The organism is Streptomyces sp. NPDC111516 (assembly GCF_055635345.1).
In genome coordinates, this window is sequence record NZ_JBVKBV010000006.1 from 329104 (window position 1) to 341250 (window position 12147).

Consider the following 12147-nt stretch of genomic DNA (forward strand, 5'->3'; position numbering starts at 1 on the left):
TTTGGGAATCGACACGCCGATCGCTGCCTGACGGTGTCCGGCCTAGGCTCCTCTCATGAGCCCTGACCCGCGTATCGCCTGGCGGCAGTCCACCCTCCAGATCACCCGCGTCCACCCGCCCTACCACGCCCCCTACGACCGGCACACCATCCGCCACGCACCGGCCCACGACCCGGTCCGTGCCCGCGCTGTCGTCGCCGAACTCCCCACCGTCGCCACCGTCGCCGAAGAACTCGAGCCCATGCTCCGCCGGGACGTCGGCCACCCCCGGCGCATGGGCGACCTCGACCACGTCGCCGTCGGGTGCTGGGGCGACATCGTCCAGATCAGCGACCCGGCCTTCGGTGAGGACGGCATCCTCTCCACCAACCTCGACGCCGCGTTCGATGCCCAGGTCAAAGCTCACCCCGAGGCCCGCATCACCGCCGTCTGCGAGATGTACTCGGCCGAGAACTACGGCAAGTACCTCGCCCATGTCCCCGGGCAGCCCCGCCTCTCCGCTGACGGCTGGGACGACCAGGACGTCACCGGCGACCCCGCACAGCTCCTGCGGGCCGTCGGCGTCAACCCCGGCGACCCCGGGGCCGAGTACCTCGACACCGACCAGGACGGGCCCTTCATCGGCGTCGAGTACCTCGACCTCATTGCCTGCGGCCTGCACTCCGTCTACGGCGAAGAGAACCTGATGGTGTCCGTCTTCGAAGTCACCCGCACCGAGGACGTCCAGGAAGCCATCGACGACGTCTGGCGCCAGGACTGAGGCCGGCAGGCGGCCCGTCCCGAACGGTGCCCGGCACCCGTCAAACGCAGTGGGCGGTGGGCCCGCCGGCCCACCGCCCCACTTCACCCGCTTACGGGAGTTACTGGAGTTACCGGGACTCTTACAGAAAGCCCCGGTGTTCACGCCGGGGATGAATGCATCTCAGGGTTGCTCTGACCTGCGCTTCAGAGCGGGCGTTTTTGCTGCTCGATGTACTGACGGACGATCGCCGGCGGTGCTCCGCCGCAGGATGCCGAGAGGTACGAGGGCGACCACAGGTGCCCGTGCATGATGGCGTGGTTGATGTGGCCGGTGAACTCCTGGCGTATCCGGCGGGCGGAGACACCCTTGAGGCTGTTGACCAGTTTGGAGACGGCGACCTTGGGCGGGTAGTTGATCAGGAGGTGGACGTGATCGCGTTCGCCGTTGAACTCCTTCAGTTCCGCCTCGAAGTCCTCGCACACCTTGCGCACGATCTCTTCGCAGCGTGTCAGCATCTCGTCGTCGAAGACTCCACGTCGGTACTTCGTCACGAAGACCAAGTGGACAAAACCACGTGTCTTCGGCGCCTTTAGTCGTTCTCCTGATTCATGAGATCAATCACAGTAGGGTCTTGGTTGTGCAGCTTCGCTACAATTACCGGGCTTATCCGGATGCCGCCCAGCGCTGTGCGCTGGACCGGGCGTTCGGGTGCGCCCGGGTGGTGTGGAACGACTGCCTGCGCGACCGGAAGGAAGCGCACGCGGCGGGGCTGGCGTATGTGACGTCCGCGGAGTTGTCCCGGCTTCGCATCACCCAGGCCAAGCGCACCGAGGAACGGGCTTGGCTCGCCGATGTGTCGGCGGTCGTTCTGCAGCAGTCCCTTCGGGACCTCGACACCGCCTACAAGAACTTCTTCGACAGCCTCAAGGGAAAGCGGCAGGGCCGGAAGGTCGGGGCGCCCCGGTACAAGTCGAAGAAGGACACCCGGCAGTCGATCCGCCTCAACACCAACGCCTTCTCTCTGAAGGAGAACGGCACGGTGTATGTGGCCAAGGTCGGCGATCTCAAGGTGAAATGGTCGCGTCGGCTTCCGGTCGCGCCTACGTCTCTGACCGTCACCAAGGACAGTTCGGGGCGGTACTTTCTCAGCTTCGTGGTGGACACCGAGCCGGACATCCTTCCCGAGGTGGAGGCGGAGTCGGGTATCGACCTCGGTCTGTCCGCGTTCGCGGTCCTGTCCGATGGCCGGAAGATCGACAGCCCTCGCTTCCTGCGCAGGGCGGAGAAGAAACTCAGGCGCCTTCAGCGGGAGCTGTCCCGCAAGGCCAAGGGATCGAAGAACCGGGCCAAGGCCCGTATCAAGGTCGCACGCCAGCACGCCAGGGTGGCCGACCGGCGCCGGGACTGGCATCACAAGGTATCCACGCAGATCATTCGCGACAACCAAGCGGTGTATGTGGAAGACCTCGCGGTGTCCGGTCTCGGCCGTACCCGGCTCGCCAAGTCCGTGTATGACGCGGGGTGGTCCACGTTCGTCGGGATGCTGGAGTACAAGGCGGTCAAGCACGGCCGCACCTTCGCCAAGGTGGACCGTGCTTTCCCGTCCTCCCAGATCTGCTCGGCCTGCGGATTCAGGGACGGCCCCAAGCCCCTGCACGTCCGGGAGTGGACGTGCAGGGCGTGCGGCACCGTGCACGACCGCGACCACAACGCAGCCCGCAACGTCCTCTTCGAAGGACGCCGTATCGTCGCCGCCGGACGGGCGGAGACGCTAAACGCCTCGTGGAGCGCCGGTAAGACCAGGATGAAAGTCCCGGCACAGCGCGTTGAAGCAGGAAGCCCCCGGAAGGGTCGGACGACCCAGGCCGGAATCCCTGGACTTCAGGCCAGGGAGCACGTCAATGGATGACCGTGATCCGGTCCGTCGCCGGCGGGGCCAGCGGCGCGGCGGCCGTCGAGTGGGCCGCCAGGTAGGCGTTGAAGAGGTCCAGGTCGGACGCGCCGACCAGCTTGTTGGTGCCCTCGCCGAGCGCCGCGAAGCCGTCGCCGCCGCCTGCCAGGAACTCGTTCATCGCGACGCGGTAGGTCTTCGCCGGGTCGATCGCCGCACCGTTCAGCTTGATGGTGTCGGTGACCACGCGGGCCGCGCCCGTCTTGGTCATGTCGAGGGTGTACGTGAGGCCCTTGGAGATCTGGAGGATCTTCGGGCTGGCCTCGTTGGAGCCGCTGACCTGCTGCTGGAGTGCGGTGATCAGCTGGGCGCCGGTCAGGTCGACGACGTTCATCATGTTGGTGAAGGGCTGCACGGTGAAGGACTCCCCGTACGTCACCACCCCGTCGCCCTCACTGCCGGTCGCCTTGTAGACCAGGTCCGCGCGGATGCCGCCCGGGTTCATGAAGGCGACGACCGCTCCGCCCTTGTCCGCCGGGGCCAGGCCCTCCAGCTGGGCGTCCGCGATCAGGTTGCCGAGCGGCTTCTCGGGGGCCGTGGAGCCGCGGCCGTTGATGTCGGCGGTGATGTAGCCCTGCGGCTTGTTCGCGATGGGCGCCGCGAGGGTGTTCCAGCGCGCGATCAGGTCCGTCATGTCGGTGGCCTTGGGCTGGTCCCGGTTGACGATGTGGTTCACCGACTTCGGGTTCGAGGCCCCGGCCGACTTCACCGACGTACGGACGATGTCCTTGGTACGGAGGTCGTACGTGAGGGTCGTGTCGGTGTAGAGCTTGCCGAACGACGCCGCCGAGGTGACCATGCGCGGGTTGCCCGCCGGGTCCAGGATGTTGCACACGTACGCCTGGTGGGTGTGGCCCGTGACCAGCGCGTCGACCTTCGGCGTGATGCCCTTGGCGATGTCGACGATCGGCCCGGAGATGCCGTCACCGGCGCCGGAGCTGTCGCAGTCGTAGTTGTACGAGGTGGAGGCCGGTGCTCCGCCCTCGTGGATCAGCGCGACGATGGACTTGACGCCCTGCCGGTCCAGCTCGGCGGCGTACTTGTTGATCGTCTGGACCTCGTTGTGGAACTTGAGGCCCTTGACGCCGTTGGCCGTGACGATGTCCGGCGTGCCCTCCAGGGTCACCCCGATGAAGCCGATCTTGACGCCGTTCTTCTTCCAGACCGTGTACGGCTTGAGGATCGGCTTGCCGGTCTTCTCGTTCGTCACGTTGGCGGCGAGGTACGGGAAGTCGGCACCCTTGAACTTCTTGCCCTGCTCGTAGCAGCCCTCGACCGGGTGGCAGCCGCCGTTCTGGAGGCGGGCCAGCTCGGTGGCGCCCTCGTCGAACTCGTGGTTGCCGACGGTCGTCACATCGAGGTCGATCTTGTTGAGCGCCTCGATGGTCGGCTCGTCGTGGAAGAGACCGGACAGCAGCGGGCTCGCACCCACCATGTCGCCACCGGCCGCGGTGATCGAGTACGGGTGCCCCTTGCGCGCGGTGCGCAGCGAGGAGGCGAGGTACTCGACGCCACCGGCCGGGATCGCCTTGGTCGTGCCGTCGGCCTGCGTCTCGGTGACCGTGCCCGCCGAGCCGGCCGGCGGCTCCAGGTTCCCGTGCAGGTCGTTGAAGGACAGCAGTTGCACGTCGACGGTATTGGCCGGCTGGTGCTGCCCGTTTTCCTGGGCGCCGGCCGGCATCGCGGCGACGAGCGCGCCGACGGTGGCGAGCCCCGCCGCGGCGGCGAGCACCCGCCGGGATGCGCGGTTCTTCTGCGGTGTCGCTGACATCGGTCCCCTTGTGAGTTCAGCGGGAGGGTTGAGGGTGATGGTGAGTCTGGAGACTTCGTGCCGCAGCCTAGGGTCAACGCGCGTAGCGCGACAGGTGTCGGGGGTTACGAACTGGTTGCCATGCGGTCCGAATCGGGGCGAAGTCACCTACCCTGCCCGTGGTGCGTACATATGCAGACAGAAACGTCATGACATGCACGGCTGCCGGAAGGCGTGTGCGCCATGGAGAGCGAACCCGGGTCGCCCGCCGCCCTTGAACGCCGGGGTCCGGCAGATCCCGGGGCCCTTTCCGCCGTACGCTCGTACACATGACGACTGACGTACCTCTCCCCGCCCCCGGACGTGAGATCCAGACGCTCGACGTGCTCTCCTCCGAGCAGGCCGAGGCCGTGTCCGGACTGCTCGCCGAGGCGGCCCGCTCCGATGGCAGGCAGGCCGTGTCCGAGCAGGGGCGGTTGCAGTTGCGGGGCGGGCGGCGTGAGGGGGTGCGGCATCTGCTGCTCACCAGCGGGGCCACCCTGGTGGGATACGCGCAGTTGGAGGACACCGACCCCGTCGAGGCGCCGGCCGCCGAGCTGGTCGTGCGTCCGGCGTACCGCGGGCAGGGGCACGGGCGGGCACTGGGAGCGGCGCTGCTCGCCCTGACCGGGAAGCGACTGCGGGTGTGGGCGCACGGCGGAAAGTCCGCGGCCCGTCATCTCTCGCAGGTCCTCGGCCTCTCTCTCTTCCGCGAACTGCGCCAGCTGCGCCGCCCGTTGAGCGCATCGGAGATCGCGGAGCCGGTCCTGCCGCCCGGTGTCACCGTCCGCACCTTCGTGCCCGGCGAGGACGACGCCGCCTGGCTCGCCGTGAACCGGGCCGCCTTCGCCCACCACCCCGAGCAGGGCTCACTGACCCAGCGCGACCTGGACGACCGCAAGGCGGAGCCGTGGTTCGACCCGAAGGGGTTCTTCCTGGCCGAGCGCGACGGCGAGCTGATCGGCTTCCACTGGACGAAGGTGCACGCCGAGGAACAGCTCGGCGAGGTGTACGTCGTCGGCATCCGGCCCGACGCACAGGGCGGCGGCCTCGGCAAGGCGCTCACCGCGATCGGGCTGCGCCACCTGGCCGCCGAGGGGCTGCCGACCGCGATGCTCTACGTCGACGCGGACAACAAGGCCGCGCTGGCCGTCTACGAGCGGATGGGCTTCGCGACGCACGAGGTGGACCTGATGTACCGCACGGAGTCCTGAGCAGCCACGGCTCGCACCAGGGGCGGTGTCTCTTGACGCCGCCCCTGCTTTGCGTCAGGCTTTCACTACTTAATTAGTGAAAGGGGGTTGAGCATGGCAGAGTCCGCAGCGGTCGAGTACCGCATCGACCGGCGCAGCGGCGTCGCCACGTACCTCCAGATCGTCCAGCAGACCAAACAGGCCCTCCGCCTCGGCCTGCTGGAGCCCGGCGACCGGCTGCCCACCGCACGCGAGGTCGTCGAGGCCACCGCCATCAACCCGAACACCGTGCTCAAGGCCTACCGCGAGCTGGAGCGCGAGGGCCTCGTCGAGGCCCGGCGCGGGCTCGGCACCTTCGTCACGCGGACCCTCGGCGGCGCGGCGGCCGTCGACGACGCGCCGCTGCGCGCCGAGCTCGCCGACTGGGCGCGGCGGGCCCGCGCGGCCGGGCTGGAGAAGGACGATGTGAGCGCGCTCTTCACTGCCGTACTGGACAAGACCTTCGAGGGGGATCAGGCCGGATGACAGGCGCTGCGATCGAGGCCGTCGGCCTCGGCATGAAGTACCGGAGCAGGGGCGGCGGCTGGGCGCTGCGCGACTGTTCGTTCCGGCTGCCCGCCGGGCGCGTGTGCGCTCTCGTCGGCCCCAACGGTGCCGGCAAGTCCACCCTGCTCGCCCTCGCGGCGGGCTTCCTGCGGCCGGCCGAGGGGACGGTGCGGGTGCTGGGCGGGGCACCCGGGGAGGCGAGGGCACGGGTGGCCTTCGTGGCGCAGGACAAGCCGCTGTACCCGCAGTTGACGGTCGCCGGGACGCTCTGGGCGGGCGCCGAACTGAACCCGGAAACCTGGGACCAGACCACCGCCGAACGCATCGCCGGGGAGCTCCCGCGCGACGCCGCGGTCCGCAGCCTCTCCGGCGGTCAGCGCACCCGGCTCGCCCTGGCCCTCGCCCTCGGCAAGCGGCCCGAACTGCTCCTGCTGGACGAGCCGATGGCCGATCTCGACCCCCTCGCCCGCCACCAGCTGATGGGCGCGCTGATGGCCGAGGCCGCCGAGTACGCCACGACCATCGTGCTGTCCTCGCACATCCTCACCGAGCTGGAGGGCGCCTGCGACTACCTCCTGCTCGTCGACGGCGGCCGGGTCCGCCTGGGCGGCGAGACGGACGACCTGCTCGCCGCGCACGCGCTGCTCACCGGTCCCGTACGGGACACCGCGCCGCACACCGTCGTCGAATCCCGCACGGCGGGACGTCTGCAGACCGCGCTGGTACGGCGGGAAGGTCCGGTGGACACCGGCGTCTGGGAGGCCGCGGAGCCTTCGCTGGAGGAGCTGCTGCTGGCGCATCTGCGGTCGCCGCAGGCACCCGCCCTGCTGACGCCGAGCGCCGGGGCCGGCCGGGAGGTGGCGGCCGTATGAGCGTCATCGGTCTGCGCGCGCCCGTCGTACCCGCCCGGCTGCGGGGCCCCGTCCGCGTCCTGCTCCGCCAGCACCGCCGTGTCCTGTGGGCGGCCGGCGCCCTCCTGGCGCTGGGCATCGCCCTCGTGGTCGGGCTCCGGATCTGGGTCGCGGTCGCGGGCTCGGACGAACTCTGCGCCGACGGCGACACCACCCGCTGCGGCGACGACACCTACCTGCCCACCTACGCCCGCTCCGCCACCGAGACCTATCTGTCCGGCGGCGGGACCGTCGTTCTACTGCTCGCCGGACTCATCGGCGTCTTCGTCGCCGGACCGCTGATCGCCCGCGAACTGGAGAGCGGCACGTTCCGGCTCGCCTGGGCCCAGTCGGTGTCCCCGGCCCAATGGCTGGCAGCCCGGCTCGCTCTGCCCGCGGCTCTCGTGACCGCCGGGGTGACCATTCTGGTCCTTGTCTACCGGTGGGGCTGGTCGGGCATGCGGAGCAACCCGAACGCCTCGGGACTGGGCTGGTACGAGAGCGGTGTCCAACCCGCCCTCGGCCCGACCGCCGTCGCCTACGCCCTGCTGGCCGTGGCGGTGGGCGCCCTGTGCGCCGTGGTCGTACGCCGTACCGTCCTGTCCATGGGCCTCACGGCCCTCGTCCTCGGCACGGTCATGCTGGGGTTCGGCAAACGCCGCTACGAGCTCTGGCCGACCGACCGCTTCCTCGGCCTCGGCGGTCCGAGCGGTGACGCCTGGTACGTCCATACGGGCATGCTCACCGCCTCCGGCAAGGAGCTCCACTGGGAGGACTGCTTCAGGGCCGGCACGACCCTGCCGGAGGACCCCGCGAGCTGCCTGCGCGACCAAGGCGGAGTCACCTACTTCGCCGACTACCACCCCGTCTCGCACTTCTGGCCGCTCCAGCTCGTCGAGACCGGCATCCTGCTCGCCCTGGCCGCGCTCGCCGTCGCCCTCGCCTTCCGGGTGCTGGGCCGCCGGCACGGCTGAACCCGCCCCGGCCGTGTCCGGGCCCCTGCGGGGGCCGGGACACGGCCCGTACGACCGGTCCGCGCACCCGCACACCGCTTCCTGTACGTCATGTCGCCGTTACCGGCCATTCAGAAGGGCTTGCGACCCTCTCAGGATGCAGCCAGCTGTGCCGACCCCCCGCAACGGGAGAGATCCCGGCGGAGACCACGAAGGCCGTGGCAACCGTGGCATCTCCACGGACCGCGTGTTCCCCGCGATCTCCGTACCCTCCGGCGCGCCCTCGGAGCCCCTGACGCGGAAGAATGGGGCCATGAGCCAGCAGCCCAGCTCCGAGGTCCCGGCCCAGTCCCCCGTACAGCCGTCGGTCGGCTCGCTCGCTGCGCACCGGCCGCACGCCGTCGCCGCGTCCAACGGCGCCGCGCTGTCGACCCGGGCCGACCTCGATCCCGACATCGACGCCGACGTCGACGCGTACGAACCCGACGTCGACGGCGACGAACTGCCGCCCGGCCGCTTCCTGGACCGGGAGCGCAGTTGGCTCGCGTTCAACGAACGAGTGCTCGAACTGGCCGAGGACCCGGCGACCCCCCTCCTCGAACGGGCTAATTTCCTCGCCATCTTCGCCTCCAACCTGGACGAGTTCTTCATGGTCCGGGTGGCCGGGCTGAAGCGCCGTATCGCCACCGGGGTCGCCACCCGCTCCGCCTCCGGGCTCCAGCCCCGCGAAGTCCTCGACCTGATCTGGACCCGCTCGCGCGAGCTCATGGCCCGGCACGCCGCCTGCTTCCAGCAGGACGTCGCCCCCGCCCTGTCCGACGAGGGCATCCAGCTGATCCGCTGGCCCGAGCTGACCGAGAAGGAGCAGGCCCGCCTGTTCACCTTCTTCCGGCAGCGCGTCTTCCCCGTGCTGACCCCACTCGCCGTCGACCCCGCGCACCCCTTCCCGTACATCTCGGGCCTCTCGCTCAACCTCGCCGTCGTCGTACGCAACCCGGTCAGCGGCCACCGCCACTTCGCCCGGGTCAAGGTGCCGCCGCTGCTGACCCGCTTCCTGGAGGCGTCGCCGCAGCGGTACGTGCCCATAGAGGACGTCATCGCCGCCCACCTCGAAGAGCTCTTCCCGGGCATGGAGGTCCTCGCCCACCACACGTTCCGGGTCACCAGGAACGAGGATCTGGAGGTCGAGGAGGACGACGCCGAGAATCTCCTCCAGGCCCTGGAGAAGGAACTCATGCGGCGCCGCTTCGGCCCGCCGGTCCGCCTGGAGGTCGAGGAGTCCATCGACCCGTACGTGCTGGACCTGCTGGTACGCGAACTCAAGGTGTCCGACGCCGAGGTCTACCCGCTGCCCGGACCGCTGGACCTCACCGGGCTCTTCGGCATAGCGTCCCTGGACCGGCCCGAGCTGAAGTACCCCAAGTTCATCGCGGGCACCCACCGCGATCTCGCCGAGGTCGAATCCGCCGCCGCGCCCGACATCTTCGCCGCGCTGCGCGAACGCGACGTGCTCCTGCACCACCCGTACGACTCGTTCTCCACCTCCGTGCAGGCGTTCCTGGAGCAGGCCGCCGCCGACCCCGAAGTTCTCGCCATCAAGCAGACCCTGTACCGGACTTCGGGCGAATCCCCGATAGTGGAAGCCCTGGTCGACGCCGCCGAATCCGGCAAGCAGGTCCTGGTACTCGTCGAGATCAAGGCCCGCTTCGACGAGCAGGCCAACATCAAGTGGGCACGCAAGCTGGAGGAGTCCGGCTGCCATGTGGTCTACGGCCTCGTCGGCCTCAAGACCCACTGCAAGCTCTCGCTCGTCGTCCGCCAGGAGGGCGACACGCTGCGCCGCTACTCCCACGTCGGCACCGGCAACTACCACCCCAAGACGGCCCGGCTGTACGAGGACCTCGGCCTGCTGACCGCCGACCCGCAGGTCGGCGCGGACCTCTCCGACCTCTTCAACCGGCTCTCCGGCTACTCCCGCCGCGAGACCTACCGCCGCCTCCTGGTCGCCCCGAAGTCCCTGCGCGACGGGCTGATCACCCGGATCGACAAGGAGGTCACGCACCAGCGGGCCGGGCGGGCCGCCTACGTCCGCATCAAGGTCAACTCGATGGTCGACGAGGCGATCATCGACGCCTGCTACCGGGCCGCGATGGCGGGCGTGCCGGTGGACATCTGGGTACGCGGCATCTGCGCGATCCGCCCCGGCGTCGCGGGCCTCTCCGAGAACATCCGGGTTCGCTCGATACTGGGCCGCTTCCTCGAACACTCCCGGGTCTTCGTGTTCGGCAACGGCGGCGAACCCGAAGTGTGGTTCGGCAGCGCCGACATGATGCACCGCAACCTCGACCGCCGGATCGAAGCACTGGTCCGGGTCACCGACCCCGCCCATCGCGCCGCGCTCAGCCGTCTCCTGGAGACCGGCATGGCCGACACCACCTCCTCCTGGCACCTCGGTCCCGACGGGAACTGGAACCGGCACGCCACGGACGCGGACGGCCGGCCGCTGCGGCACGTACAGGAAATGCTCATTGACGCCCGGAGGCGCCGGCGTGCGACGCCATGACCACCAGACGACGCAGGCGGACCTTACGGCAGGGGCGGTGCTCGCGCCCTACCTTCAGGAACAGGCCGCCGAATTCCTGCGCAGCCTGCGCCTGCACCGCGAGAACAGCGCCCCCACGGACGCCGGGAGCCACACCGCCGAGGAGGCCGCCGGTGCGCTGCGCCGCTCGTCCCGCCGGATCGGCGGCACGCTGCACACCTTCCGGGCGGCCCTGGACACGGCCTGGGCCGAGCAGCTCCGCACGGAACTGGCCTGGCTCTCGGGCACCCTGGCCCGGGAGCACGCCTACGCGACCCGGCTGAACCGGCTCCTCGAAGCGCTGCACAACCTGTCCGGCACCTCGCTGCCCGTCACCCGCACGGCATCCGGCTCCGCCGGTGACAAGGAGCGCGCGGCCCTCGGCGTCGGCGCGGCCCGGGCCGGCGCGCTGCTGGAGCGGCAGCTGACGCTCGCCCGGACCCGCGCCCACTCGGCGGCGCTCCAGGCGCTCGGCTCCTCCCGTTTCCACGCGGTGGCCGACGCGGTCGCGCTGCTCGCCTCCGAGGTCCCGCTCGTCGCGGCGGCCACGGCTCCGGCCGAGGAGATGCTGCACGGCCCCGCCGACCGGGCCGAGCAACAGCTGCTCGGCGCGGTGGCCGCGCTCCCGTCGGACAAGGCGGTCGAGCCGTACAACGAGGCGCAGGACGCGCCCTGGCACCGGACCCGGCTGCTGCTGCGCCTGCACCGGTACGCCCACGAGGTGGTACGGGGCGCCCCCGATCCGGTCCTGGCCGCGCCGGGGCACGCCCTCGATCTGCACCGGGACGCGTCGGAGGCGGCCGCGGCGGCGGCATCGGCGGCCCGCACGCCCCGGATCGCGCCCGCGACCGCGTACGCCCTGGGGGTGCTCCACGCCGATCAGCGGCACGCGGTGGAGGCGGCGCGCAACCGGTTCCGGGAGAGCTGGCCGTACGCGAACGCGGCGGTGGTCGCGCCGTGAACGGGCCGTACGCGAACCGGGCGGTGATCACGCCATGAGCGGCGAGCCCGCCCCGGGTCCCGTGCTCGCCGCGGGGTGTGTGCTGTGGCGCCGGGCCGCGTACTCCGGCGAGCTGGAGGTCTGCCTGGTCCACAGGCCTCGTTACGACGACTGGTCGCATCCGAAGGGCAAGCTGAAGCGCGGCGAGTCCGCACTGGACTGCGCCCGGCGCGAGGTACTGGAGGAGACCGGCCACCACTGCGCCCCGGGCGCCGCGCTCCCCACGGTCCGGTACGTGGTGAACGGGCGCCCCAAGGAGGTCGCCTACTGGGCGGCCGAGGCGACCGGCGGCGCCTTCATACCGAACGCGGAGGTAGACCGGGTGAGCTGGCTCTCCCCGGCGGCGGCCCGGACCCTCCTCACCCGGTCCCACGACCGGGACGTGCTGGACGCCCTGCTCGCCGGCCTGCCGGGCACACCGTCAAGCCCGTCCGGCGATTGAGGACGGAACCCTCGCCCCGGACCGGGCCAACGGATTCGAGCCCGTCCGGCGATTGAGGAC

At 70.4% G+C, this 12147-nt stretch carries 11 protein-coding genes; 9 read left to right on the forward strand and 2 right to left on the reverse strand.

Annotated features, from left to right (window positions below; translation table 11 throughout):
• Positions 1 to 55 precede the first annotated feature (55 nt).
• The gene (locus ACZ7L9_RS15465) at positions 56 to 760 is read left to right on the forward strand and encodes a DUF6333 family protein (protein WP_471415658.1); all 705 of its coding nucleotides are present in this window, start codon (positions 56 to 58) and stop codon (positions 758 to 760) included.
• 185 nt (positions 761 to 945) lie between these two features.
• On the opposite strand, the gene tnpA is transcribed toward ACZ7L9_RS15465, so the two are convergent.
• On the reverse strand, positions 946 to 1302 hold the full coding sequence (tnpA, locus tag ACZ7L9_RS15470) for an IS200/IS605 family transposase (RefSeq protein ID WP_471415659.1): 357 nt from the start codon (positions 1300 to 1302) through the stop codon (positions 946 to 948).
• A 77-nt stretch (positions 1303 to 1379) separates the two neighbouring features.
• Between tnpA and ACZ7L9_RS15475 the strand changes: the two genes are divergently transcribed.
• The gene (locus ACZ7L9_RS15475; protein WP_471415660.1) at positions 1380 to 2651 is read left to right on the forward strand and encodes an RNA-guided endonuclease InsQ/TnpB family protein; all 1272 of its coding nucleotides are present in this window, start codon (positions 1380 to 1382) and stop codon (positions 2649 to 2651) included.
• On the opposite strand, the gene ACZ7L9_RS15480 is transcribed toward ACZ7L9_RS15475, so the two are convergent.
• Positions 2641 to 4464 (reverse strand): bifunctional metallophosphatase/5'-nucleotidase, encoded by a 1824-nt coding sequence (locus ACZ7L9_RS15480; protein WP_471415661.1) that lies wholly within the window; start codon positions 4462 to 4464, stop codon positions 2641 to 2643. The genes ACZ7L9_RS15475 and ACZ7L9_RS15480 overlap by 11 nt on opposite strands.
• Before the next feature lie 308 nt (positions 4465 to 4772).
• On the opposite strand from ACZ7L9_RS15480, the gene mshD reads away from it, so the two are divergent.
• From mshD to ACZ7L9_RS15515, 7 genes are all read left to right on the forward strand, one after another.
• The gene (gene mshD, locus ACZ7L9_RS15485; protein ID WP_471415662.1) at positions 4773 to 5696 is read left to right on the forward strand and encodes a mycothiol synthase; all 924 of its coding nucleotides are present in this window, start codon (positions 4773 to 4775) and stop codon (positions 5694 to 5696) included.
• 93 nt (positions 5697 to 5789) lie between these two features.
• Positions 5790 to 6200, forward strand: a complete 411-nt coding sequence (locus tag ACZ7L9_RS15490; protein ID WP_471415663.1) for a GntR family transcriptional regulator — start codon at positions 5790 to 5792, stop codon at positions 6198 to 6200.
• A complete protein-coding gene (locus ACZ7L9_RS15495) occupies positions 6197 to 7093 on the forward strand; it encodes an ABC transporter ATP-binding protein (protein WP_471415664.1) in 897 nt (298 codons plus the stop codon). Before ACZ7L9_RS15490 ends, ACZ7L9_RS15495 begins: the two co-directional genes overlap by 4 nt.
• Positions 7090 to 8085, forward strand: a complete 996-nt coding sequence (locus tag ACZ7L9_RS15500; RefSeq protein ID WP_471415665.1) for an ABC transporter permease — start codon at positions 7090 to 7092, stop codon at positions 8083 to 8085. The genes ACZ7L9_RS15495 and ACZ7L9_RS15500 overlap by 4 nt, the downstream gene beginning before the upstream one ends.
• A 292-nt stretch (positions 8086 to 8377) precedes the next feature.
• Entirely contained in the window at positions 8378 to 10627 is a 2250-nt protein-coding gene (locus ACZ7L9_RS15505; RefSeq protein ID WP_471415666.1) for an RNA degradosome polyphosphate kinase, read from the forward strand.
• Positions 10614 to 11606, forward strand: a complete 993-nt coding sequence (locus ACZ7L9_RS15510) for a CHAD domain-containing protein (protein ID WP_471415667.1) — start codon at positions 10614 to 10616, stop codon at positions 11604 to 11606. The genes ACZ7L9_RS15505 and ACZ7L9_RS15510 overlap by 14 nt, the downstream gene beginning before the upstream one ends.
• 34 nt (positions 11607 to 11640) lie before the next feature.
• Positions 11641 to 12087 carry an NUDIX hydrolase gene (locus ACZ7L9_RS15515; RefSeq protein WP_471415668.1) on the forward strand — a complete coding sequence of 149 codons (447 nt, stop codon included), beginning with the start codon at positions 11641 to 11643 and terminating at the stop codon, positions 12085 to 12087.
• The last annotated feature ends 60 nt before the right edge of the window (positions 12088 to 12147 follow it).